This is a genomic window from Mycobacterium lentiflavum, assembly GCF_022374895.2.
GTDB lineage: Bacteria > Actinomycetota > Actinomycetes > Mycobacteriales > Mycobacteriaceae > Mycobacterium > Mycobacterium lentiflavum.
On the sequence record NZ_CP092423.2, the window covers coordinates 3340572 to 3367174 of the forward strand.

Consider the following 26603-nt stretch of genomic DNA (forward strand, 5'->3'; position numbering starts at 1 on the left):
CTCAGGCCGGAAAATAGCGGATGTGATCGATCGCCTTGCCCCGTCGGCCCAGGTCGGCGAAGATGATGCCGCGCCCGTGAGCCGAATTGACCGAGACGGTGATCGTGGACCCCGCACCGATCATCTTGCTCCAGTTCGCCTGCGAGAGTTCCGCTGCGAATTCGGCGATGTCGAGCGGGTCATTCTCACCTAAAGTGATTGCGGCAGCAGGCGATAGCGCGTGAGCTGCAGCTAACGTATCGCCGCGCGAAACAGCGCCGAGGAATGTCTGCACCAGCCTCTTGTGCCGGGCACCCGGCCGGCGAAAGCCGGTCATGAAGCCCGCAGTTCCAGGCAGCCCTTGGTTGTTCAGTAGATCTCGCGACAGTGCCATTGCGGGCGAGACCGCTTGCGATCCGGTCCGCAGGAACTGCAGCATCATCGCCGGTAGCTCCCAGTACGCCCGCAGATGAGCAATCTGCCACTGGCCGTTCGCTTCTCGCAGGTCGTAACGCAGGAACGCGGGTATGTACATCGTGACGGCCGTACCCATCGACACCTCGAGCTCGAGGTCGCGCAGCACGACCGTGCCGAAGACGATGTCGAGATCGCGATGGAACTTGATCGCACGCGGGCCGATGAAGGTGTCGTAGAAGTTCCCGATCTGGACCCGGCCCCGGTGCGGTCGCGAGCCGACCGGGTCTTCGATGCGGCCGTCCTCGGTGAACAACCCCACCCAACCGGCGCGGTCGTGCGCGGCGGCCGCCCGAGGCGAGCGCTCCACCGCAGCCAACAGGGACTCTCGATCCAGTGGCACCACCATCAGACGCCCTCGATCAATTCGATTCCGGCACTTCGCATCTCGACCAGAGCTTGTGAGGCCGAACTCGGCGACACCGCCGCGGTCAGGTCGAGCAGCACCCGGGTGCGCAAACCGTTGCGCGCCGCGTCCTCGGCGGTTCGCCGGACGCAGTGATCGGTGGCAATGCCGACGATGTCGACCTCGTCGACGCCGCGCTGCCGCAACCAATCGAGTAGCGACGTCCCGTTCTCCTCGGCACCGTCGAAGCCGCTGTAGGCCGCCGCGCGGGCGCCCTTGCGAAATACCGCCTCGATCGACCGGGTGTCGAGGTCGGGAGGAAATTCCACTCCCGGACTTCCGGCAACGCAGTGCGGCGGCCAGGACGACGAATAGTCGGGGTGGTCGGAGAAGTGGGCGCCCGGGTCGATATGGAAATCCTGGGTGGCCACAACGTGTTGGTAGCCGGGCGCGCGGGCCAGATAGTCGTTGATGGCGCCGGCCAGTTCGGCGCCGCCGCTAACGGGCAGCGAGCCTCCTGCGCAAAAGTCGTTTTGCACGTCGACGATGATCAACGCTCGCACGCGCTCCACCATATCGCCGTCAACTGCGGCGATGGGCGGCCCGGTTTGTTTGCCGATTCGCCGGGTAACCCCCTGCCATGGTGATCCGCAGAATCGCACGCCCGCTGTTGTCGGTTGCCTTTATCGGGCAAGGAATTGAATCCCTGCTTAATCCCAAGGCCGCGGCGGAGGCCGCGGCGCCCGCGGTCGATGGCCTGCAGGCGTTGCCGGACCAGGTGGCCCGCAGCATGCCCAACGACCCCCAGACGTTCGCCCAGATAACCGCCGGTGTTCAGATCGGCGGCGGGCTGCTGCTCGCGACCGGCAAGATGCCGCGCGTCGCGTCGGCCGTGCTTGCACTAACGGTGCTGCCGGCCAACTTGGGCTCCTACTCGTTCTGGAACGAGAGCGACCCGGTGCGCAAAGCCGAGCGACGCCGCGAGTTCCTGAAAGACCTGAGCCTGCTGGGGGGACTGATGATCGCGTCCGCCGACACCGCCGGCAAGCCGTCGTTGGGATGGCGCGGCCGCAAGGCAGCCGAGCGTCTGTCCGACCGGGTGTCCTCGGCGCTGCCCGGCTCCGACGACACGTTGTTCGACACCGACTTCGGTGAGCTCGGCGAAAAGATCGCGCACGGGTTGCACGTTGGCGCCGAACGCGGTCGCGAACTGGCCAGCACGGCAGCCGAACGAAGCGCCCCGTATGCCGAGGCCGCCCTCGACCGTGGTCGCGAACTGGCCAACACCGCTGCCGAGCGCGGCGCGCCGTACGCCGAGCTCGCCCTGGACCGCGGTCGCGAACTGGCCAGTGCCGCCGCCGAACGCGCCGAGCCGCTGGCCAAGAAGGCACGCAAGCGCGGTGAACAGCTGGCCGACCAGCTGGCCGACGAGGTGGCCGAGCGAGCCGAAAAGGCCCGCAAGCGCAGCGAAAAGCTGGCGGAAGAGGCCGCCCAGAAGGCCGGACCGCTGGCGAAGAAGGCGCGCAAGCGTAGCGAGAAACTGGCCAAGAAGGCTCGGGTGCGTAGCGAAGAAATCGCCGAATCCGCACGCACGCACGGCAGCCAGTTCGCCGACGCGGCGCGCGACCGGGTCGGCGGCCAGGTCAAACCCCGTCGTCGTCCCTGGTAGCGGCTAACCCGCCAGGAAGGTGTCGACGATAGCGTCGACACCTTGATCAATGTCGATGGTGCGCCCGGGCTCGTCGGCCCCCAGTGGTTCCAATGCGTCGAATTGCGACCGCAGCAATGCGGCCGGCATGAAATGGTCTGACCTGGCCGCCAGCCGCGCCCCGATCAGTTCCGGTGAGCCGCTCAGATACAGGAACTCGACGCCCGGACAATGTGCGCGCAACCGGTCGCGGTAGCTGCGCTTGAGCGCCGAGCAACTCACCACCCCACCGTCACGGTGATCGGCCAGCCAGTCCCCGATGCATTCCAGCCACGGACGGCGATCCTCGTCGGTAAGCGGTCGCCCGGCGGCCATCTTGGCCACGTTGGCCGGCGGATGCAGACCGTCGGCGTCGACAAAGGCCACCCGCAGCCGCTGCGCGAGCGCGGAGCCCACCGTCGACTTGCCCGATCCCGAGACACCCATTACCACGACGGGTGGCACCGCAGCCGTCGGCACCGCGCCTAAGTCTGTCGCTCGAGGTTGCGGTTCCATTCCATCCAGCCGACGCCGGTGCGCCCGTCCGTGGTGTCGATGCTGACCCAGGCGCGCGCGAACTCGCTGACCTGTCCGTCCGGACTGGTCAGCAGCACCGGTGCGTGGCCACGGATGTCGACGTCGCCGCTGAGCCCGCCGGGCTCGAGGCTCAAAGTCATGTTGAGCGGTAAACCGTTGGCGCCGAAGGCTCGCGGGTTGGTCACGGTGTGCAGTTCGGTGACGTTGCGCTCGGCGTCCTGGATGTAGCCGATACCCACCGGGGGAACGTTCGGGATGTCGATGTCCAACCCGTGCAGGTGCGTGCCATCGCCCAGGTGCAGCGCGCTCCACATCCAGTCCATGCTCCACCAGTCGCGGACACCCCACGAGTGATCACGCTGTCCCGCAACCGAATTCATCTGATAGGTGGTGCCGTTGACGGTGACGGTTCCGGTTACGGTGCATGGGATTTCGTAGCGCGTCGTCACCCGGTATTTATATGGGGCACCGTCGGTGGTCCACACCAGATTCATTGTTAGGTCGACGGGTGTTCCCGGTTCGCCGCGCAATATTGCCGACGGGTCCGCGTAGGACTGCCCGTTGGCCCGCACGTCGACCCGGTAGGTCTGCAGTGGTGCGCTGGCGGCGTGGCTGATTTCGAAGGCGTCGGTGCGCAGCACCCACGGGTCTTCGGGCAGCGGAACTTCGTAATCGAGCACCGCCACGGTGGGCAGGTCCGGCCCGCACAGCAGCACCTGAACCCAGGCGGCTTGCTGGTTGGCGACCAAACCGATGCGGAACCAGCCGCCGAATCCCTGTGCCGCATCGACGAAGTCGGCATACCAGCTCTCGCTCCATAGGGGTTCGTCGGTCGGCACGTGCGCGAGTTCATCGTCGTCGGTCGGCCGCAGCGGTTCGGGCGCGACCGCATTGGGCAGCGTCGCCAGCGCGTCGGTATCGAGCACATGATCGCAGTGCCGCGCCAGCATCGTCATGAACATCTGGTCGCCGCGCTCGGTGCGTTCCACCAGCATCGACGACACGATGGCCATCATCACGCCGAAAAAGCTTTGCCGCCGAACACCTTCGGTGACGTCGGCGAGCGTGATCGGCGGTTGGGGACCGAGCGCCTCGTGGTAAGCCCGCAGCAACGCGTCGTAGTGCGCGCGACGATCCTGCGTCGGCAGCGCGCAGCCGAGGAAGTAGGACAGGTCGGTGAACGGCGCACCCCAGGAGACGGTCTGCCAGTCGACGACGGTCAGCGCGCGATCGGCCCCGCCGAACAACAGATTGTCCAGCCGATAGTCGCCGTGCACCAGGCCCAGGATCTGATTTCGTTCCGTCTCGGCGGCCAGATAGGCGTCGAACGCTCCGACCAGGCGTTCGCACACCATGCGGTGCGCCGGCGCGATCTGGTCGCCGTAGCGCTCGAGAAAGCCGGCGTACAGCGGTGCGACCAGGGCCTGGTTGAGCGGAGCGCCCCGGTTGAGCCAGGGCGCTTCGGCCAGCGTCGTGTCGCCGAGCAGCGGGCCGTGCAGCCGACCCAACTCGACTACCGCGACGGTGGCCTGTTCGATTGTGGCACCTGCGATTTCGTTACCGACAATTGCCGGAACCGCGTCGCCGAGCAGCAGATCGAAGACACCGGCCGCGGTGTCGATCGCGGCGTGATAGCACGGTGCGATCGGCCCGCCCAGGCGTGGCGCGATATCGCCGTAGAAGCGGACTTCACGCTCGTAGAGGCCCAGCGCCAACCCGGTTTGCCGACTGATCGGATCGCTGGCCGCGACCTTCAACACCACCGACTCCGGTCCCACGGCCCCATCGGCGTAGTGCAGCCGCACCCGGTAGCACTCGCTCATCTGGCCGGTGCCGATGCGTTCGGTTTCAAAGTCGGCGACCTCGCCGGCGCCGATCGTGGCGGTCAACCACGAAGCGGTGAGATCACTGGGTCGTTCGACTGGCTGGGTCTGCATTGACGTCCTCTGCCGAATTCTCGCTGACGGGTTCAGCGTGCCACGTCAGCGTGCCAGGTCACTGCGCCAATGAGAAGCCCGCCCAGGCCATCCGGCGATGCGGGTGCGGATCGAATTCGATACGGCTCTTCCGGTCGAAGACCATTACCGCGCGGTCGTCGACGGTGTAGGCGGGCCAGTCCTCCCCCGGGACCCCGCCGCGACTGAACGCTCGCCAACGGCGCTGCACATGGTCGCTCACCCGAAGTGCGGCGCGCTGATCGGCCGCCGCGGTCAACAACGCGCCGAGCCGGGTTCGATAGAAGTCGAAAACGGCCAACAACTCGGTGGCGTGGGTCGCGCCTAACCCCGACCAGCGCAGCATCCGCGGTGCGTAGTCGTAGCGATACAGATATGTCGGTGCGTGATCGCTGTGCGCCTCGGCGAGCTGCCAGGCCGCCGAGCTGAAGGCGAAGTCCCCGCCCAGCTGGATGCACGCCGAGGATGACGGGTAACCCGGGTAAGCGGCCGTAATACGTTCGCGGGCAACCGGTTCCGCGTCGGCCAGCAACTCCTCGATCATTGACTTATTGGTGGGCAGCATCTTGAGGAACCTGGTGAACAACCGGCCTTCTTCGGCGTTGGTGCCTACGATCAGCGGGACGCGATGCGCCCGACCGTTCTGCATCGCCACCACGGGGTCTTCGGGCAGGCAGTCGTCGCCGGTCACCGGGCCGATCGGGAAGGCGCCCAGCCTGTTCTGCATGCCCTGGTCGATCAGCCGGTGTTGGGTCTCGACGAGTTGTGCCGGGGATGCCTGCATGAGCGCGTTCGCGGCGTCCTCGGGGCGCGCGCCCAGCAAGTCGGCGAATCTCGTCGCGAACTGGGCCGAAATCTCCTTCGATCGAACCAGGCCCGACGCCGGGCTTTCGGCGATCGCCCGCGCGAACAGGCCTTCGGCCGCCGGCACCGCCAACAACGTGGCGGTGATACACGCGCCGGCGCTTTCGCCGAAGATGGTGACGTTGCCGGGATCGCCGCCGAATCCCGCGATGTTCTCCCGAATCCACTGCAGCGCCATCACCAGGTCGCGCAGGTACAGATTGCTGTCGATGGTGGTGTCCGCGGTCGACAACGACGACAGGTCAAGACATCCCAGGGCACCCAGCCGGTAGTTGACCGACACGTACACGCAGCCGCGACGGGCCAGCGCCGCGCCGTCGTACAGCGGGACCGCGGAGCTGCCCAGGATGTATCCGCCGCCGTGAATGAACACCATGACCGGCAGCGGTTCGTCATGCCCGGACTCCGGCGCAACGACGTTGAGGGTGAGGCAATCCTCGCTCATCGGCTGATATCTGCCGACACCCAGCATCGTGTAGCGGCGCTGCTGGGGCGCGCAGTTGGTGAAACCGTGGCAATGCCGCACCCCCGACCAGGCCTGCGCCGGCTGCGGCGCCCGCAACCGCAGTCGGCCAACCGGCGGCCGGGCGTAGGGAATGGATCGCCAGCGGTTGACGCCGTCGCGGGTGAAGCCTTCGACGATGCCGCTTGCGGTGCGTGCGCGGATAGTGCGCTCGTGCATACGCCGACGGTAGCCGACACTACGTATGCAGGGCGCGCGTAGCGGCGAAATCCACGGTGTGACGGATAGCCTGTCGGCATGCGAACGGCCGTCTTGGTCACACTCTCGGTATTGCTTGCCGGATGCTCGCACAGCGGCGGGGGTCAATCGGCGAGCAGCCAGACGCCGAACACGACGGCGGTGTCGGGTTTCTCGCCGACCAGCCCGGCCGCACCGGGAAGCAAACCGCCCGGGCCATCGGCCCCACCGGCGGCCGGCGCGCCGATCTCGGACGTCATCGCATGGATCGAGGCGGGTCATGCCGCCGATCCGGCCCACTATCACGCCGTCACCCGCGACGGCGTCACCACCCAACTCGGAAACGACGTCGCCTTCACCGTGGCGGCCAGCCCTCCAGGCCGCCCCGTCGCGTGCACGACGGATTCCGCGCACACCGGCGGCGCGTTGACCTGTCTGGTCGATCTGTCCAGTCCCCCGCCCCGGCCGGACACGGCCTACGGCGAATGGAAAGGCGGTTGGGTCACCTTCGACGGGACGAACCTGCAGGTCGGGGCGGCCCGTGCCGACCCGGGCCCGTTCGTCAACGGCAATGGGGCCGAATTGGCGGCCGGGGACACGTTGTCCTATGACGACTACCGCTGCCGCGCCGACCAAGCCGGCCTGTTCTGCGTCAATTACGCCCGCCAGTCGGCCGTCCGGTTCAGCGGTGCCGGCATCCAGCAGTTCGGCTGTCTGCGGTCGGTCCCGCCGCCCGACGGCATCGGCATTGCATTCGGCTGCTGATCACGGCCGGTCGGGCGCGCCGTTAGTGCTCGGCCATGATCATGGCGAAGAGCTCGGCCATCTCGTCGGCGGGTCCGCCGGGCACCGTGTAGCCGGCTTCGTCGCGGATCTGCCCCAGGTGGTCCCGCACCTCTTCGATTGACAATTCGGGGCTGTAGAAGCCCTTGGTCCGTCCGATGAAGAATCGCGAAACATGGCCTGCACCAACGGTATAGACCTCACCGGACACCGGGCAATCGCGATGGGTCAAGAAGGCCGCCACCGGAGCGACCAATGCCGGATCCAGCTTCTTGAGGTATTGGTTCGTCAGGTCGTTCAGCACGGCTTGGGCCGCCGCATCGGCCGGGGGTGCGGCACTGTCGATCGAGTGCGTCAACATCCGCGTGTAGGCGATCGGGGCGACGGCGTTGACCTTGATGTTGCGGTCGGAACCTTCGGCGGCCAGGACGCGGGTCAGGCCGAGCAGCCCGGTCTTGGCCGAGCCGTAGTTACTCATTCCGACGTTGCCCAGGATGCCGGCGGCCGAAGTGGTATTGAGGATGCGGCCATACCCCTGCTCGCACATCGCCTTCCAGGCCGGTCTCGTCACGTGGAACGCGCCCCGCAAATGCACATCCAGCAGCGGCTCGAACCGCTCGGCAGTCATCTCCTCGAACGGCGCATCCCGCACGATTCCGGCATTGTTGATCAGGATGTCGACGCGGCCCCATGTGCTCAGGGCAGTGTCGATAATCGCTTGTCCCCCTTCGACACTGGTCACGCTGTGGCTGTCCGCGACGGCCTGGCCGCCCAGCTCGCGAATCTCCTGTGCAGCAGCGTCGGCCGCTTCGTTGCTCGAGCCATCTCCTGTCACCGAGCCACCGATGTCGTTGACGACGACCCGCGCACCCCGAGACGCCAGCAGCAGCGCGTATTGCTTGCCCAGGCCGCCACCGGCGCCGGTGACGACGGCAACCTGATCGTCGAACCTCAGCTCATTCACCAACTGACCGGCAGTTCCTTCATGCCGTAGATGTCCGCTTCTTTGAACTTCAGCTTGTCTGGGGGGACTGCCAATGTGAGTCCGGGCAGTCGTCGTGCCAACGTCGCGAACGCGACCTGCATCTCGACACGGGCCAGATTCTGTCCGATACACTGATGCGCGCCGTAGCCAAACCCCAAGTGCCCATGCGTATTCCGTTCAGGGTCGAACCGTTCAGGGTTATCGACGAACCCGGCGTCCCAGTTTCCGGCGGGTATGTTCATCAAGACCATGTCACCGGCCCGGATCATCTGACCGCCGAGAACGAAGTCTTCGGTCGCCACCCGGTCCACCTGGCTGTGCACGATGCTGAGATACCGCATCAACTCTTCGACGATGTTGGCGATGACCGAATTGTCGTCGGTACGGCCCAGACGTTCGTAGACCTCCGGATGCTCCAGCAGCGCAACAGTTCCCAGCGAGATCATATTCGCGCTGGTTTCGTGACCGGCAAGCATCATCACCACGCCGTTCATCGCCGCGGTCTCGCGGGTGAGCTGGCCCGTCGCGACGTAGTCGGTGACAAGGCGGCTGATCATGTCGTCGCCCGGGTCGTGCGTCCGGCGTTCCACCAAGTCCTCTATGTAGGCGTACATCTCGGCGAAGGCCTGTGCCCTGACCTCGTCGGGTGTGGCGACCTCAAGCCCCAGCGTCGAATTGCGCTGGAACAGTTCCAGGTCTTCGGGCGGCACACCCAGCAACAGCGCTATAACCAGTGACGGGATGGGCAGCGCGAAGTCGCTGACCAGGTCGGCGGGCGGCCCATTGCCGATCATCTGTTCGATGAATTCGTCGACCATTTCCTGGATCTGCGGCCGCAGCGACTCGCAACGCCGGAAGGTGAAGTCGCGCACCAACATCCGGCGCAACCGATTGTGTTCGGGATCGTCGATGCGCGCGAACATCACCGGCACGGTACTGTCCGGGCTCTCGGGCTTCAGCGAGGCGGGGATGGTGTCGGCGGACAGGCGCGGGTCGAGCAGCGCCGCCCTGATGTCCTGATAGCGGCTCACCACCCAGGCCGGGTGGCCGTGATACATCGCCTTGCGCAGTCCGGGCTCGTCGCGCCAGCTGACGAACTCGGCCGGCGGGTGGAGCGGGCACTGCGTCGCACGTTGAACGGGTATGACGGGAAGGCTGGGTTCGGAGGTTTCGAAAGCGATTGACATTAGCCGCGTTTCCCCATAAGTGTCAGTTGGCTGCCATTTGCATTAGCGTAGGACCTAACGGACTGGCAGTCAACGAGAAGTTAAGCTGTGGGGATGACGGCGGTTGCCGACCGAGCCTTGCGCGCGGACGCGGCTCGCAACGTTGAGCGGATCCTGCGAGCCGCTCGGGACGTTTACAGCGAGCTGGGACCCGACGCGCCGGTGGAGGCGGTCGCACGCCGGGCCGGAGTCGGCGAGCGAACGCTCTATCGCCGGTTTCCCGCAAAGGCCGACCTGGTGCGGGCGGCATTGGATCATGGCATAGCCGAAGACCTGATGCCCGTCATTGCCGACGCCCGCAAGTGTGAGGACGCGCTGCGCGGCCTCACCCAGCTGTTCGAAGCGACGATTGCGTTGGGCTCGCGCGAGCAGAACCTGTTGATCGCCGCGCAACGAGCGGGGTCGCTGAGTGCCGACATGTCCGACTCACTGAACGAAGCGCTCAACGAGCTTGTACGGCGCGGTCAGCAGGACGGCGTCATCCGCGCCGAGTTGGTAGCGGCGGACCTGTTGCGCCTGATCGGAATGCTGTACAGCGTGCTGTCGACGATGGAGCCGTTTAGCGATGGTTGGCGGCGCTACGTGGCGCTGATGCTCGACGCGATATCGACCGGTGAACGACGGCCGCTTCCGCCGGCGGCCACTTTCCGCGCAATCGACCCGGACGACTGGCCGCTGTAGCGGTTAACCCTCGGCCCACATCGTGCCGCGCATCGTCGCGGACAGCGAAATGTCCTCCACCGCAACGAGTCCCTGCGGTGCGCGACACACCCACTCGATCGCGTTGACCACGCGACCCGCCGTCGAAATGCAGCCTGCGTCAGTGGAATCCAGCACCGGGTGCGAAAGGTGGGTGTTGATCTCGACGCGCGGCTCGCCCTCCACGACGACACGGTGCACCCCGGTGTGACCCCCGGGCGGGAATTCCCAGTCCGGTGCCGCCGCGTTGGTGAGCCTGGTGACATGCTCGAGCGTGATCACCGGCTTGCCGTCGCGCACGCCTTCGGTCGCAAAACGCACCGCAGCCATCTGTCCCGGCTCGACCGTCATCATCGTGCAGTCGATTCGTTGTGGCGTGTACCAGGGCTCGACGCGCTGGCGCACCTCGTCGACCTTGATGTCCAGATTGTCCGCCAGACCCCGGGCCTGACCACCCCACATCGACACAATCACCCCGGGCAGAAACATCATCGGCGAATCGTCATCTTCCGTCGATCCGAACCCCATTGCAGCGCCGGTAAACTCGGCATCGTCGTAGTTCCCGTAATCGAAGATCTCCTGCACGGTGATCGAATCGACACGAGTCGTCAGGCTGACCGCCGCATGAACGAGCGTATCGCCGGAGAAGCCGGGGTCGACGCCGTTGACGTAAAGCGAGGTGTTGCCCTCCGCGCAGGCGCGCTCCAGGGGCTCGCGCAACCAGTCTTCAGCGTGTCGTGGTGTAACCAACCAGACCATCGAGGTACCGACGACATTGGTGCCCGCGGCGAGGAACTTGGAGATCTGCTCGATCGCTTCCATCGGCCGGGTCTCGCCCTGCGACGTGTACACCACACAATCGGCACCGAGGTTCACCAGGGCATCGATGTCGTCGGTGGCGACGATGCCGGTCGGTGCCTCGAGTCCGCACAGCTGGGCCGCGTCCATGCCGATCTTGTCTGCGCTTGCGGCGTGCACGCCGACAAGTTCGAGGTCCGGCCGGCCGATAATCGCCCGCAGCGAATGCCGGCCCACATTCCCAGTGGAAAATTGGATCACTCTGCGCATCGTTAAGTCGTCCTTCCCGTGGTGGTTACTGTATCGCCCTCTGGAAACCGGCGTAAGGGGCGCCGGAGGCAGAGCCACCGTTGGGGACGCGTTGGGAATGCGAGCTCGTCAGCATTCACGACGACCGGCTCGCTCGTCTGCAACGGCCGACTAGAGCACCTGAATTTCGCCCGTCGTTCCGTCGACCTCGATCAGCGCGCCCGGCGGCAATGAGGTGGTTGCCCCGTGAACATCGACCACACAGGGGAACCCGAACTCGCGGGCCACTACGGCGGCGTGTGACATCGGGCCGCCGAGTTCTGTCACGACCGCCGCGGCGTAGCAGAAAGCGGCGGTGTACCCGACGTCGGTAACCTCCGCGACCAGAATCTCACCCGGTCGCAGATCGTCGATCGTTTCGGGCCGCACGATCCGCACCCGGCCCCGCACCCGTCCCCCGCACACACCGACGCCGCGCAGGGTGTCTCCGCTGGAAAGAGCCGGCGCCGACGTGGTGGACGGCTCCCAGCTCCCGCTGAATACCGTTGGCGGAGCGACGGTGACCAGGCGGCGCTGTTCGGCCCGGCGGCGCGCCACCAGCTTTTTGACGTCGGGCGGCAGGGCGTCGAGTTCGTCGACCAGCAGGTAGAACACGTCGTCGGCGGCGTCGAAGACCCCGGCGTCGACCATCCTGCGCCCGTACTCGCGCAGCAGCGAACGCAGCACCCAGTTGGCGCGCACCACTTTGTCGCGACGGGCCTCGCGGTCGCGGAGCTGGCGTGCGGCCAGGCGCGCGACCGGCTTGGCGCGCAGCGGAATTCGCGGGTGTTGCGGCTGAGGCGCCGTGGGAGCGCTCATTGCCCTGGCGACCATTCGAATCAGCAACTCGGGGTCATCGGCATAGCTTGTTGAGAGCATCTCGAGCTCTGCGGGGCCGCGGTGACCGATCAACGCGAGCTCGGCCAGCACCGCGGCGTGGAATTGCGGCGCGTCGACGGCCAGCTTGTCGAGCCGCTCCCCCGGTTCGGCCAACAGCCGAACCACATTCGGATCACGTTGTGCCGCAAGGACCAACCGTTGCATGGCTTCGACCGATCGCGCACTGACCAGTTCCGGCCCCGCGGCTGCAGAGGTGTCGCGCCCACACAAGCCGCGCAGCAACACATTGAACGCGGCGCACAGCATGAACGACGCCGAGGCCAGCACCCAACCGTGCACAACCTCGTCGCGGGCCAACACGATCAGGCTGAGCAGTCGGCGTTCGTCGAGCTGGGTCACATCTTCGGCCAGCCGTTCCAGGCGGTCGACGTCGGCGATGAAGTCGTCGGTATCGCGGGATGCCCCGGAGCTCAGGCCGACGAGATTGACACCGAACACTCCGATATTGCGAGCATTACGCAGTAGCCTTCGGGCCCGGCCGATTTCGGCAGGGCGCTGCTCGCCGAACACAGGCAGCGAGGCCATGCTGGGGCCGAAGAACCCGCTGTTGCTCACGATCATCGACGGCTTGGCGAACGGCACGGTTTCGGCCATGAAGTGTGCCGACGTAATCGCCCCGTACAACCGATGGGCGAACACCGCGACGGTGCGCATTGCGATTTCGCGCTGGACCATCCCGCCCGGACGCAGCCGCTCGGCAATGATGGCACCGCCGGCGCGCAACCCGCGGACGGTCGCCGACGCCGAAGCGGGCGAAAACGGGCCCGGCAGCGCCTCGGACAAATTAGTGGCCAGGAAGGTAGGAAAGCGCGGATCGATCGGGGTGTCGAACTCCCCGTTATCCCCCGGTGGGCCAGCCAATCTGGGGATCTCCCCATCCTCGGCTGGCGCATCGACGGCCGGCAGGTCCGCGACGTTGGCCAGCCGCCACGGCAGCGATACGACCCGGTTACCCAGCGCGATGCGGCCGCGCACCGCCACCGCGAAGTCCTCGATACATTCGTCGCAGTTCCACGCCGGCTCGAATCCCCACTGCTCACGCAACCGCGCGGTATCCATCAGCGGGGCGCCGCGCACCAGCTCCAGCTCGCCGCGTCGTCCCCAAGGCAGCAACGGCCCGCGCAGCCGTACGATCGGGCGACCCAGCGCGGCGGCGATCTGACGGAACGTCTGCTCACCCGCGGCGGCGAGATTGACTGGGCCGCTGGCGATGCCGGCGTCCACCACGGCGCGGGTGAACAGGCGCAGTGCGTCGTCGAGGTGGACGACCTGTATGGGGCGATCGTCAGATCCGTCGGGAAACACCGGCGACGCCAGCAGCCCGCGCACCCAATTGTCGACGCTGCGCCCGACGATCAGCGCCGAGCGGATCGCGACCCACTCGGCGTCCGACGCGCCCAGCAGATCCTCGACTCGGGCCTGATGCACGCCGTCGGCCAGCACCGGAACGATCGGCTGCTGCTCGCGATTCGGCCCGCCGGCTCTGCCGTAGACATGCGCGGACGAGGCGAAAACAATGCGCCTGGAACCGGTCTCGGCCATCGCTTCCAGGACGTTGGCCGTGCCACCGACGTTGACCTCATGGCCGATACGTCCGTCAGGTCCGGGGCAGCGTGCCCAGGCGAGATGCGCGACGACGTCCGCGCCCCCGATGCCACGTTTCACAGCGCTCGCGTCCCGGATGTCTGCCTCGATGAAATCAGCCGCACTCGACCAGCTTTGGGGTCGGCGCCGCGCGATCCCTACGACCTCGTGACCCTGGCTGAGTAGCCGGGCGGACAGACCGCGGCCGAGCACACCGCTGGCACCGGTGACCGCAATTCTCACTGACTTCCGACTTTCGCTATTCGTCGTCGTCGCTCAACGCGGCATTGAGCAGGTCCTCGAGGTCCATGTCCGCGATGTCCTTTTCGGCGCTCAGCCCTGCGGCCGGCACCGGCGCGCTTGTGTCTTCGGTTGCCAACGCGAGCAACAACTCCAGCACGCCCGCCTGCCGGAGTCGCTTCACCGGAATCGAGCCCACCACACGCTGGATGTCGGCTTCCCCGGGCGCGGCGGCCGGAGTACTTTGCGGATCGGTTCCGATGAGCTCGGAGTGCATGTAGCCGGCCAGCGCGGCGCAGTTCGGGTAGTCGAAGATCAGTGTGGGCGAAAGTGCCAGGCCGGTCGCGGACTTCAACCGGTTACGCATCTCGACCGCGGTCAGCGAGTCAAAGCCGAGCTCCTGGAACGCCCGGTCCGGATCGATGGACTCCGGGCTTGAGCTCCCCAGCACCGTGGCGATATTGGAACGCACCAGATCCAGCAGCACGGCGTATTGCTCATCTTCGGGCAGGCCTTCGAGGCGTTGCAGCAGAGCTGATTTCGACTTTGCCGCGGCCAGCGAATCGTCGACCTGGCGCCGGGTGGGCGCGTTGATCAGATCGATGAACATCGGCGGCAGCGTTCCCCCGTCGAACTTCACCCGCAGCGCCGCGAGGTCGATGTGGGCCGGCAGCAGGAACGGCTCGTCGACGATCAGCGCGGTGTCCATCAAGTCCAGTGCCTGGTCGGAGGACATCGCGACGATGCCGTCCCGGCCGAACCGGGCACGATCCGCGGCACCCAGCGCACCGGTCATGGCGCTGGTCTGGTCCCACAGACCCCAGCCCAACGACATCGCCGGCAATCCGCACCTGCGCCGGTGCAGCGCCAACCCGTCCAGGAACGAGTTAGCGGCCGCGTAGTTGGCCTGGCCGGACGCTCCGGCCAACCCGGCCATTGATGAAAACAGCACAAAGGCAGACACATCCAAGTCGCGGGTCAACTCGTGCAGGTTCCACGCGCCATCGACCTTGGCCCGCAACACCGCATCCACCCGTTCCGGGGTCAACGAGGAGATGACGGCGTCGTCGAGCATCCCGGCCGCGTGAATCACGCCGGACAGCGGTCGCGTCACCGGGATATCGGCGATCACCTTGGCCAGCGCCTCGCGATCGGCCACGTCACATGCCACCACCTGCACCTGGGCCCCGGTCGCGCTGAGCTCGGCCATTAGCTCCGCGGCTCCGGGCGCATCCAGACCACGCCGGCTCACCAACACCACATTGCGGGCACCATGCCGCGACACCACATGACGGGCCAATGCCGAGCCCGCCATCCCGGTCCCTCCGGTGATCAGCACGGTGCCGGATGCGAGCCCACTACCGGGCCCGAAAGGCAGCGTCATCACGACCTTGCCGATATGGCGCGCCTGGCTCAGGTACCGCAACGCCGCCGGAGCGCGTCGCACGTCAAACCTGGTGGCCGGCAACGGCCGTAGCACGTCGTCGCCGAACAGAGCGGTCAGCTCGTCCAGCATCTGTTGGATGCGCTCGGGTCCCGCCTCGAAGAGATCGAACGCACGGTAGCGCACACCCGGATGCTCACGGGCGACCGCACCGGGCTCACGGATGTCGGTCTTACCCATCTCCAGGAAGATTCCGCCGGGGGCCACCAGCCGCAGTGAAGCGTCGACAAAATCGCCTGCCAGCGAATCCAGTACCACATCCATGCCGCGCCCCGCGGTGACCGCGCGGAATTTGTCCTCGAAGTCCAGGCTGCGCGAGTCGCCGATGTGGTCGTCATCAAAGCCCATGGCCCGCAACGTGTCCCACTTACCGCGGCTGGCGGTCGCGAAGACCTCCAAACCCAGGTGGCGGGCCAGCTGCACGGCAGCCATCCCGACGCCGCCGGCGGCCGCGTGCACCAACACCCGCTGGCCGGGCTTGGCCGCGGCCAGATCGGTCAGGGCGTAGTAGGCGGTGGCGAAAACCACCGTGGTGGTTGCGGCGGCGGTGTGCGACCAGCCGGCCGGCACCTTGGCCAGCAGTCGCTGGTCGGTAGCGGCGATGGTTCCGGTGCCATCCGGGAACAGGCCCATGACGCGGTCGCCGACCGCGAAACGGCGGTCCGGCGAGGCGGTTTCGGGCCCCGTTTCTAAGACGACGCCGGATGCCTCGATACCCATGACCGCATCAGGGTCGGGGTAGAGACCGAGCGCGATCATCACGTCGCGGAAGTTGGCCGCGATGGCCGACAGCGCTACCCGAACCTGCCCGGGCCCCAGCGGAGCGTCGGCGTCGGGGATCCGTTCCAATCGCAGGTTCTCGAAGGTGCCGCGACTGCTCATGCCCAGCCGCCACGGGCCCTCGCCCGGTGGCACCAGGAGACCGCCGACCGCACGGCTGCCGTGGACACGGGCGATGTAAACCTTTGCACCACGCAGTAACACCTGCGGCTCGCCGGCGGCCAGTACCGCGGCGACCGCCTCGTCGTCGAGCGGTCCGTCGGTGTCGGCCAGCACGATCCGACCGGGATGCTCGGTCTGCGCCGACCGCACCAGGCCCCACACCGCAGCACCGGCCAGATCGGTGATGTCCTCCCCCGGCAACGTCATCGCGCCCCGGGTCACCACCACCAGCGTGCCTGCGCCCTCACGGGCCAACCACGACTGCAGCACCGGCAGCACCGCGCGGGTGGCGGCGTACACCCCGGCCAGAATGTCGTCGGCGACCGGTGCCGACTCGAACACCACCGCCGACCGTTGTCCCTCCACGGACTCCGATTCCGTTGCGCCCCAAGCGGACACCGAGACCGGTTGTACCGAGGATGACGGCTGCACGATCCAGTCGACTTCGAAGAGCCGGTCCGGGCCCGAGTTCGAGACCGCGGCCAGCAACTGTTGATCGGTGACGGGCCGGGCGACCATCGACGCCACCGAAAGCACCGGCAGCCCAAGGCCGTCCGCCAGCTCGATGGACACGGCAGAATCTCCTACCGGCACGATCCGCGCCCGCACTGCCGCCGCACCCGCGGCGTGCAGCGCGACCCGCTGCCAGGAGAACGGCACCAGCATCGAACCCTCGGCGAGTTCGTCGCCATCAGAAGCCAGGATCACCGCGTGCAGCGCGGCGTCGAGCATCACCGGGTGAACGCCGAATCCGGCCACCGACACCCCGGCGTCCGAAGGCAGCGTCACTTCGGCGAACACCTCATCACCGCGACGCCACATCGCGGTCAAGCCGCGGAACGCGGGCCCGTAGCCGTATCCGCGTTCGGCCAGCCGCTCATAGCCGTCGCCGATGTCGACCGCAACCGCACCGACCGGCGGCCAGGCCGACAGGTCGGCGCTCGGTTCGGGCGAGGCCGCGCGCAGCACGCCCTCGGCGTGCAACGACCAGCCGGAACCGGCCTCGCCGCGGGAGAACACCGACACCGCACGAGCACCTGCCTCGTCGGCACCGTCGACCACCACCTGGACCGCGACCGATCCGCCGGCCGGTAACACCAAGGGCGCCGCGAGATTCAATTCGTCGACGACTCCACAGCCGACCTCGTCGCCGGCGCGGATCGCCAGCTCGACGAATCCGGCTCCGGGGAACAGGACGACGCCACCGACGGCGTGGTCGTTCAACCAGGTCTGCACGCCCGGCGATAGCCGGCCGGTGAGCACCACCCCGCCCGAGGCCGGCAACTCGACCACCGCGCCCAGCAATGGATGTTCGCTGGCCGCCAGGCCCAGGCCGGCCGCGTCGGCCGGGCCTTTGTCACCGGCGAGCCAAAAACGCCGTCGCTCAAAGGCATAGGTGGGAAGCTCGACGAATTTGGCCCGGCCGATGGCGGCGCGCCAGTCCACGTCGATGCCGGCGACGTACCCCTGCGCGATCGCCGTGGCCAGAGTTTGCGGCTCCGGACGGTCTTTGCGCAGCGCGGACATCGTGACGATCGGTGCATCGGGAAGCGATTCTTCGATCGATGCCGTCAGGCCGCCGCTGGGTCCGACTTCGAGGAACCGGGTTGCACCAGCGGCGTTCACGAACCGGATGCTGTCAGCGAATCGCACCGCCTCGCGTACGTGCCGCTTCCAGTACGCCGCAGTGGCGAAGTCGTCGCCGGCCAGCTGCCCGGTCACATTCGACATGATCGGGATGGTGGGCTTGCCGATGGCGAGTCCGGCCGCGACCGTGCCGAATTCGTCTATCATCGGATCCATCAACGGCGAGTGGAACGCGTGCGAGACGGCCAGTTGGTGCACACGGCGGCCGTCGGAACGAAGCCGCTCGGCGATCGCGGTGACCCCGTCTTCGCCGCCCGAAATCACCACGGAGCCCGGCGCATTGACCGCCGCGATGCCGGTATCGGCGGTCAGCAACGGGCGCACCTCTTCTTCGGTGGCCTGCACGGCCAGCATCGCCCCGCCCGCGGGCAGCGCTTGCATGAAGCGACCGCGGGCGGCCACCAGTACCGCGGCGTTCTCCAGGGACAAGACACCGGCGACGTGCGCGGCGGCCACCTCGCCGATCGAATGACCGATCACGAAGTCGGGTCGCACACCCCAGGATTCGAGCAGCCGGAACAGGGCGACTTCCACCGCGAACAAGGCGGGTTGGGCGAATTCGGTGGTGTTGAGCAGGTCTTCGTCGTGACCCCACATGACGTCGCGCAGCGGGCGCAGCAGGTGCCGGTCGAGTTCGGCCACCACAGCGTTGAACGCCTCGGCAAACACCGGGTACCCGGCGTGCAATCCCATTCCCATTCCCAGCACCTGGGAGCCCTGACCGGGGAAGACGAAGACGGACTTGCCTGTCGTGGCACTGCCGCGAATCACCGAAGCTGCCTCACCGGTGGCCAATTCGTCCAGACCGGCCAGCAACTGATCGCGATCGGTGCCGGCGATGACGGCCCGATGTTCGAAGTGCGACCGGCCGGCAAGTGACCACGCCACATCGGCGGACTCGAGGTCACGGTGAGCACGCAGGTGCGCGGCCAGCCGGGACACGTGAGAGCCCAACGCCGACAACGACTTTGCCGAGACCACCCACGGCAGCACCGGTGCTGCTGCGCGCTCGACGGCGTCGTCAACGTCAGTGGGGGCAGCCTCGATGATGACGTGGGCATTGGTGCCGCTGATGCCGAACGAGGAGATCCCGGCGCGGCGTGGGTGATCCGCGGCCGACTTAACCTTCCAAGGCCGCGCCTCGGTCAGCAACGACACCGCACCCGCCGACCAATCCACATGCGGGCTGGGCTGATCCACGTGCAAGGTCGCCGGCAACAGCTCGTGGCGCATCGCGAGCACCATCTTGATCACACCGGCCACGCCCGCAGCGGCCTGGGTGTGCCCCATGTTCGACTTGATCGAGCCCAGCAGGAGCGGCTCGGTGCGGTGCTGCCCGTAGGTCGCCAACAAAGCCTGGGCCTCAATGGGGTCGCCCAAGGTGGTGCCGGTGCCGTGGCCCTCCACCACGTCGACGTCGGCCGTCGACAACCCGGCGCTGGCCAATGCGGCGCGCACCACACGTTGCTGCGACGGGCCGTTGGGCGCGGTCAACCCGTTGGAGGCACCGTCCTGATTGATGGCCGAACCGCGTACCACCGCCAGTACCGGATGACCCAGCCGACGGGCGTCCGACAGCCGCTCGACGACGAGCATGCCGCCGCCTTCGGAGAATCCGGTGCCGTCGGCGGCTCCCGCGTACGCCTTGCACCGACCGTCGACGGACAAGCCGCGCATCCGGCTGAACTCCACGAAGATGTCGGGGGTGGCGTTGACCGTGACACCGCCGGCCAGGGCCAGGTCGCACTCGCCAGACCGCAGCGACTGTGCGGCCATGTGCAGCGCGACCAACGACGACGAGCACGCGGTGTCCACCGACACCGCGGGACCCTCCAGCCCCAGCACGTAGGACACCCGGCCCGACGCGACGCTCGAGGATTGACCGGTCAGCCGGAAACCCTCCGCGGTCGGCGCGGCGCCGATTCCGTAACCCTGCGTGTAGACCCCGGCGAACATGCCCGTGGCGCTGCCGCGCAACGCGCCGGGCTCAATCCCAGCTCGTTCCAACGCTTCCCACGAAAGTTCGAGGAACATCCGCTGTTGCGGGTCCATCGCGAGTGCCTCGGTGGGCGTGATGCCGAAGAAGGCGGGATCAAAGTCCCCGACCCCCTCCACGAAGCCGCCGGTGCGGGTGTAGCAGGTGCCCGGAACATCGGGGTCCGGGTTGTAGACGCCGGCGATATCCCAGCCGCGGTCGCTCGGGAATTCGGTGAGCACATCACGGCGCTCGGTCAGCATCTCCCACAGGTCCTCGGGAGAGGTCACCCCACCCGGGTAGCGGCACGACATGCCCACGATCACGATCGGGTCGTCTCCGGTGACCGCAACGGCCGAGGGGGCCACGATTTCTTGCGGAACCCCGGCGAGTTCCTTGCGGATGTAGCCGGCCAGTCCATTGGGCGTCGGGTAGTCGAAGATCAATGTGGGCGAAAGCGCCAGTCCCGTCGCGGTTTTCAGCCGGTTGCGCATTTCGACCGCGGTCAGCGAGTCGAAGCCCAGGTCCTGGAACGCCTTGTCCGGGTCGATCGCCTCGACGGTCGTGTTGCCCAGCACGGTCGCGATGTGCGAGCGGACTAGATCCAACAGCACCGCATGCTGTTCGGGCTCGGCGAGCCCGTGCAGCCGGTGCGCCAGAGCAGATTTCGACTTCGCGGCGGCCAGCGAGTCGTCGACCTGGCGACGGGCCGGCGCATTGAGCAGGTCGGTGAACATCGGCGGTACGGCGGAGGCATGGGCCCGCAGCGCGGCCAGGTCGATGCGGGCGGGTGCGAGGAATGCCTCGTCGACAATCAACGCGGTGTCGAACAGTTCCATCGCTTCGTCCGACGACAACGCCCGAATGCCATCGCGGCTCAACCGGGCGAGGTCGGCGGCGTCGAGTCCACCGGTCATGGCGCTGGCCTGGTCCCACAGCCCCCACCCCAGCGAGATGGCCGGCAATCCGTGCGCCCGGCGATGCGCGGCCAACCCGTCCAGGAACGTGTTGCCCGCAGCGTAGTTGGCCTGGCCCGACGAACCCACCAGGCCGGCCATCGACGAAAACATCACGAACGCAGACACATCCAGTTCGCGAGTAAGCTCATGCAGGTTCCAGGCCGCAGCCACCTTGGCCCGCAACACCGCATCCACCCGCTCGGGCGTCAGGGAGGTCACCACGGCGTCGTCGAGCACACCGGCGGCGTGAATCACGGCGGACAGTGGCTGCTGCGCCGGGATCTCGGCGATCACCGCGGCCAGTGCGGCGCGGTCGGCCGCGTCGCAGGCGGCCACCTTCACCCGGGCGCCGGCCGCCTCCAATTCGGCGACCAGCTCGGCGGATCCTTGCGCATCCGGGCCACGCCGGCTCAACAGCACCAGGTTCTGCACGCCGTGGTGCGCCACCAGGTGACGGGCGAGCGTCGAGCCCGCCATCCCGGTCCCGCCGGTGATCAGTACGGTGCCGGCACCCAGCCCACCACCGGTCGCGCAAGGAAGAGTCATGACGACCTTGCCGATGTGGCGGGCCTGGCTCAGGTACCGCAACGCCGAACGGGCCCGTCGCACATCGAAAGTCGTTACCGGCAGCGGCCGTAGCACGCCCGTGTCGAACAGTTCCGCAAGCTCGAGCATCCACTCGTGCATCCGGGGACGGCCCGGCTCGAACAAGTCGAAGGCGCGGTAGCGCACGCCCGGGTACTCCCGGGCGACTACACCGGGATCGCGGATGTCGGTCTTGCCCATCTCCAAGAACACACCGCCGGGAGCGACCAGACGCAGCGATGCGTCGACGAATTCACCGGCCAGCGAGTCCAATACCACATCCATGCCGCGCCCCGCGGTGACCGCGCGGAATTTGTCCTCGAAGTCCAGGCTGCGCGAGTCGCCGATGTGGTCGTCGTCAAAGCCCATGGCCCGCAAGGTGTCCCACTTGCCGCGGCTGGCGGTGGCGAAAATCTCCAGACCCAGGTGCCGGCCGAGCTGTACGGCGGCCATACCCACGCCGCCGGCGGCCGCGTGCACCAACACCCGCTGACCAGGTTTGACGTCGGCAAGATGGATGAACGCCATGTACGCGGTGGTGAAAACCGCCGAGATGGCGGCGGCTTCGGCGTAGGACCAGTCGGCGGGCTTGGGCAGCAGCAGCCGGGTATCGCCGGGCACCAGCGTGCCGCTGCCGTCGGGGAAGAATCCGTAGACGGAATCGCCGACCGCGAATTCGGTGACGCCCGGACCGACTTCAACCACCACGCCGGCCCCCTCGCCGCCGAGCAGGGCGTCGTGGGTGAACATGCCCAGAGTGATCATGACGTCGCGGAAGTTGGTGGCGATAGCCCGCAGTGCCACCCGAACCTGGCCCGGTTCCAACGGTGCTCCAGCGTTGGGAACCGGCTCCAGGCATAGGTTTTCGAAGGTGCCTGCGCTGCCGATGCCCAGGCGCCAGGGCCCCTCGGCGGGCGGCACCAAGATATCGTCGACCGCGCGGCTGCCGTGTACTCGTGGGGTGTAAAGCGTTGCGCCACGTAGCAATACCTGAGGCTCGCCGGCCGCCACGACCGCGGCTGTCGTGTCATCGTCAAGGGGCGCATCGGAATCCACCAGCACGATCCGGCCCGGGTGCTCGGTCTGCGCCGATCGCACCAGGCCCCACACCGCGGCGCCCGGCAAATCGGTGATGTCCTCCCCCGGCATTCCCATCGCACCGCGGGTGGCCACGACCAGGACGCCCGAGTCGTGTTCGGTCAGCCACGACTGCACGGCCGCCAACGCGTGGTGGGTGCGCAGATACGTGGCCGCCACCGGATCGCCTTCCGCGGCAACGGATTCAAACAGCTGGTGGGAGGATCCGTGAGCGGTGGCGGCTGTCGGCGCGGGTGTCCACACCACCTCGAACAGCCGGTCCGGGCCGGAGCTCGAGATCGCCGCGCGAAGTTGCTGTTCGTTGACGGGGCGGGCGACCACGTTGCCCACCGAGAGCACCGGCAACCCGAGCCCGTCGGCAAGCTCGATCGAGAATCCCGAAGGCCCCGCCGGCGCAATGCGTGCGCGCACCGCCGACGCGCCCGCCGCGTGCAACGATATTCGCTGCCAGGCGAAAGGCAACACGACATCGGTGGCCTGGCCGTCGGCCTCCTGTGCCATGACCATGGAATGCATTGCCGCGTCGAGCAATGCGGGGTGCACTCCGAACCCGCTGACGCCGCCCGCCGCGTCCGGCAGTCGCACTTCGGCGAACACCTCATCGCCACGGACCCAGGTCGCGGTCAAGCCCTGGAACGCCGGGCCGTAGCCGTACCCGCGGGCCGCCAGCTTCTGGTAGCCGTCGGCCGCGTTCACCGCGATCGCGCCCGCCGGGGGCCACACCGACAAGTCGGTACCCGGCTCGACCGGCGCGGAGCTCAACGCCCCCTCGGCGTGGCACACCCACGAGGAGTCGGCGTCGGCGCGCGAGAAAATCGCGACACTGCGCTGCCCCGATTCTTCGGCCGGGCCCACCACGACTTGCACTGCCACGGAACCGAATCCGGAGTCGCCGACCGGCAGTAGCAACGGCGCCTGCAGCGTCAGCTCGTCGACCGTCGAATAACCGACTTCGTCGCCGGCGCGGATGGCGAGCTCCACGAACCCGGCGCCGGGGAACACCACCGTGCCGGACACGGCGTGATCGGCCAGCCAGCTCTGCGTGCTGGGTGACAGGCGGCCGGTCAGCGCCACTCCACCCGAAGCCGGCAGCTCGACGACCGCGGACAGCAGCGCGTGCTCGCTGGTGCCCAGCCCCAAGCCCGCGACGTCGGCGCCGATGCCTTCGCCCGAAAGCCAAAACCTGCGTCGGTCAAAGGCATACGTGGGCAGCTCGACGAAGCCGGCTCCGTCGAGGACCCCGCGCCAGTTCACGTTGACGCCCGCCGTGAAGGCGGCGGCGGCCGAGGTCAGGAACCGCTCGAGTCCGCCGTCGTCACGGCCGAGGGTGGGAATGACGATGGCCTCGGTGTCGCCGGCGGTGTTGCTGTGGTTGAAGGTGTCCTCGATGCCGGCGATCAACGCCGGATGCGGACTGGATTCGATGAACGTCCGGTATCCGTGTTCGCAGGCGGTACGCACCGCTTGCTCGAATTGCACGGTCTGTCGGATGTTGCGGTACCAGTAGGCGGGATCCAAACCGGCCGTGTCCAAACGAGTTCCGGATACGGTGGAGAAGAAGGCGACCCGCGAGGTGCGCGGTTCGATGCCGGCCAGCGCCGCGGTCAGCTCGTCACGAATCGCCTCGACCTCGATCGAATGGGATGCGTAGTCCACGTCGATACGGCGGGTCCGCAGATCGAGATCGGCGCAGAAACCGATGAGTTCCTCCAACGCGGCGACCTCACCCGACACCACGATTGCGGACGGGCCATTGACCGCGGCGATGCTGATCCGGTTGCCGTAGGGCGCCAGCAATTCTCGAGCACGCTCGGTGCTGCACGCGATCGAAACCATGCCGCCGGGGTGGGCCAGCGAGCGCAGCAGTTTGCTGCGCAGCGTCACCACGCGGGCGGCGTCGTGCAACGACAGCGCACCGGCGACATGCGCCGCGGCAATCTCGCCCTGAGAGTGGCCGATCACCGCGTCGGGGTTGACTCCGACCGACTTCCACAATTCGGCCAGCGACACCATCACCGCGAACAGCACCGGCTGCACCACGTCGACGCGGTCCATACCCGGAGCCCCCGGCGCCCCGCGCAGGACGTCGATCAGCGACCAGTCGACGAACTCGGCGAACGCGTCCGCGCACGCCTCGATGTGCTGGGCGAAAACCGGCGCGGTATCGAGCAATTCGATGCCCATGCCGACCCATTGCGAGCCCTGGCCCGGAAAGACGAAGACGTGTTTGCCTGCGGGCAACGCGGTGCCCCGGATGATCGAGGCGCCCGGATCGTCGCCGGCCAGTTCCTCCAGCGCGGCCAGCAACCGGTCGCGGTCACCACCGACCACAACGGCCCGGTGCTCGAAGGTCGCCCGGCCCGCCAATGACCACGCCACGTCGGCGATGTCGAGCCCGTCATCGGCGGCAACGTGCGCAGCCAACCGTGAAGCCTGAGACGCCAACGCCCGCAACGACTTTGCCGATAACACCCATGGCACGACCGCGGGGGTCGGCGCGGGTTCCCGCGGTTCTTGCGGCGGGGCGGATTCGACGATCACGTGGGCGTTGGTGCCGCTGATCCCGAACGACGAGATCCCCGCGCGGCGTGCGTGATCCGCGGCCGACTTAACCTCCCAGGGCCGCGCCTCGCTCAGCAACGACACCGCGCCCGCCGACCAATCGACGTGCGGGCTGGGCTGATCCACGTGCAACGTCGCGGGCAGCGTCTCATGGTGCATCGCCTGCACCATCTTGATCACGCCTGCCACCCCGGCGGCGGCCTGAGTGTGACCCATGTTCGACTTGATCGAGCCCAGCCACAGCGGCTCGGTACGATCCTGGCCGTAGGTCGCCAACAACGCTTGGGCCTCAATGGGATCGCCCAAGGTGGTGCCGGTGCCGTGGCCCTCCACGACATCGACCTCGGTGGCCGACAACCCAGCGTTGGCCAACGCCGCGCGCACCACCCGCTGCTGAGACGGACCGTTCGGCGCGGTCAACCCGTTGGAAGCGCCGTCCTGGTTGACCGCGGAGCCGCGCACCAGCGCCAGCACCGGATGACCGAGCCGGCGTGCATCCGACAACCGCTCCACGACCAGCATGGCGCCGCCCTCGGACCAGCCGACCCCGTCGGCCGCGCCGGCGTAGGCCTTGCACCGGCCGTCCGGGGCGAGCCCCCGGTGGCGGCTGAACTCGATGAAAACCGTGGGCGTGGCATTGACGGTCGCGCCGCCGGCCAGAGCCAGGTCGCACTCGCCGGACCGCAGCGACTGCACCGCCATGTGCAGGGCCACCAACGACGACGAGCACGCCGTGTCCACCGACACCGCCGGGCCCTCCAGCCCCAGCACGTAGGACACCCGCCCGGAGGCGACGCTGGAGGTCATCCCGGTCAGGCGGTAGCCCTCGATCTCCTCGGCGAGCATGCCGTAGCCCTGCACGATGAGTCCGGCGAAGACCCCGGTGGCGCTGCCGCGCAACCCGCTGGGGTCGATCCCGCCCCGCTCCAATGCCTCCCACGACAGTTCCAGCAGCATTCGATGCTGGGGGTCCATCGCGAGCGCCTCGGTGGGCGCGATACCGAAGAACGCGGGGTCGAAGTCCGCGACGTCGTCGACGAAGCCTCCGGTGCGCGCGTATGTCTTGTGCCGCGCGTCGGGGTCGGGGTCGTACAGCCCCGCCAGATCCCAGCCGCGATCGGTCGGAAAGTCCGAGATGACGTCGCGGCCGTCGGCCACCATTTGCCACAGCCGCTCGGGGGTATCGACCCCGCCCGGGAAGCGGCAGGACATGCCGACGATCGCGATCGGCTCGCTCGAGCGCTCCAGCAGCGCACGGTTGGTGCGCTTCAGGCGTTCAACCTGGACCAGCGCTTTCCGCAGCGCCTCGGTCGCATGCTGGAGTTGATCCACCTCAGTACCCCTTG

At 67.6% G+C, this 26603-nt stretch carries 13 protein-coding genes; 3 read left to right on the forward strand and 10 right to left on the reverse strand.

From position 1 onward, the window contains the following. Position 1 precedes the first annotated feature (1 nt). A complete protein-coding gene (locus tag MJO58_RS15655; RefSeq protein ID WP_239719980.1) occupies positions 2-802 on the reverse strand; it encodes a ketosteroid isomerase family protein in 801 nt (266 codons plus the stop codon). Next, positions 802-1362: a pyrazinamidase PncA gene (gene pncA, locus MJO58_RS15660; protein WP_175364443.1), complete on the reverse strand. Its 561-nt coding sequence runs from the start codon at positions 1360-1362 to the stop codon at positions 802-804. The genes MJO58_RS15655 and pncA overlap by 1 nt, the downstream gene beginning before the upstream one ends. A 77-nt stretch (positions 1363-1439) precedes the next feature. On the opposite strand from pncA, the gene MJO58_RS15665 reads away from it, so the two are divergent. Then, positions 1440-2468 carry a DoxX family protein gene (locus MJO58_RS15665; RefSeq protein ID WP_090603075.1) on the forward strand — a complete coding sequence of 343 codons (1029 nt, stop codon included), beginning with the start codon at positions 1440-1442 and terminating at the stop codon, positions 2466-2468. Between the two features lie 3 nt (positions 2469-2471). Here the strand turns inward: MJO58_RS15665 and MJO58_RS15670 are convergent, their stop codons facing one another. Genes MJO58_RS15670 through MJO58_RS15680 form a run of 3 tightly spaced genes read right to left on the reverse strand, consistent with a single transcriptional unit; the run spans position 2472 to position 6524 of the window. After that, positions 2472-2933: a gluconokinase gene (locus MJO58_RS15670; protein WP_239723303.1), complete on the reverse strand. Its 462-nt coding sequence runs from the start codon at positions 2931-2933 to the stop codon at positions 2472-2474. Positions 2934-2971: 38 nt separating this feature from the next. Next, positions 2972-4960, reverse strand: a complete 1989-nt coding sequence (locus tag MJO58_RS15675; RefSeq protein ID WP_239719981.1) for a DUF7064 domain-containing protein — start codon at positions 4958-4960, stop codon at positions 2972-2974. 58 nt (positions 4961-5018) lie between these two features. Continuing rightward, positions 5019-6524, reverse strand: coding sequence for a carboxylesterase/lipase family protein (locus MJO58_RS15680; protein ID WP_090603084.1), 1506 nt, complete (start codon positions 6522-6524; stop codon positions 5019-5021). Between the two features lie 78 nt (positions 6525-6602). Here MJO58_RS15680 and MJO58_RS15685 point away from each other — a divergent pair, with 78 nt between their 5' ends. Then, positions 6603-7307, forward strand: a complete 705-nt coding sequence (locus tag MJO58_RS15685; RefSeq protein WP_090603086.1) for a hypothetical protein — start codon at positions 6603-6605, stop codon at positions 7305-7307. A gap of 22 nt (positions 7308-7329) precedes the next feature. On the opposite strand, the gene MJO58_RS15690 is transcribed toward MJO58_RS15685, so the two are convergent. Then, on the reverse strand, positions 7330-8289 hold the full coding sequence (locus MJO58_RS15690; protein WP_239719983.1) for an SDR family NAD(P)-dependent oxidoreductase: 960 nt from the start codon (positions 8287-8289) through the stop codon (positions 7330-7332). After that, entirely contained in the window at positions 8286-9497 is a 1212-nt protein-coding gene (locus MJO58_RS15695; RefSeq protein WP_090603092.1) for a cytochrome P450, read from the reverse strand. Before MJO58_RS15695 ends, MJO58_RS15690 begins: the two co-directional genes overlap by 4 nt. Positions 9498-9590: 93 nt before the next feature. Here MJO58_RS15695 and MJO58_RS15700 point away from each other — a divergent pair, with 93 nt between their 5' ends. After that, on the forward strand, positions 9591-10217 hold the full coding sequence (locus MJO58_RS15700; protein ID WP_090603095.1) for a TetR/AcrR family transcriptional regulator: 627 nt from the start codon (positions 9591-9593) through the stop codon (positions 10215-10217). A 3-nt stretch (positions 10218-10220) separates the two neighbouring features. Here MJO58_RS15700 and MJO58_RS15705 read toward each other — a convergent pair whose 3' ends face one another. The 3 genes from MJO58_RS15705 to MJO58_RS15715 form a co-directional block, all read right to left on the reverse strand. Further along, positions 10221-11303: an NAD(P)H-dependent amine dehydrogenase family protein gene (locus MJO58_RS15705; RefSeq protein ID WP_239719984.1), complete on the reverse strand. Its 1083-nt coding sequence runs from the start codon at positions 11301-11303 to the stop codon at positions 10221-10223. Between the two features lie 150 nt (positions 11304-11453). Beyond that, a complete protein-coding gene (locus tag MJO58_RS15710) occupies positions 11454-14048 on the reverse strand; it encodes a sugar epimerase family protein (RefSeq protein ID WP_239719986.1) in 2595 nt (864 codons plus the stop codon). Positions 14049-14064: 16 nt separating this feature from the next. Next, positions 14065-26589, reverse strand: coding sequence for a type I polyketide synthase (locus MJO58_RS15715; protein WP_239719987.1), 12525 nt, complete (start codon positions 26587-26589; stop codon positions 14065-14067). Positions 26590-26603: the final 14 nt, after the last annotated feature.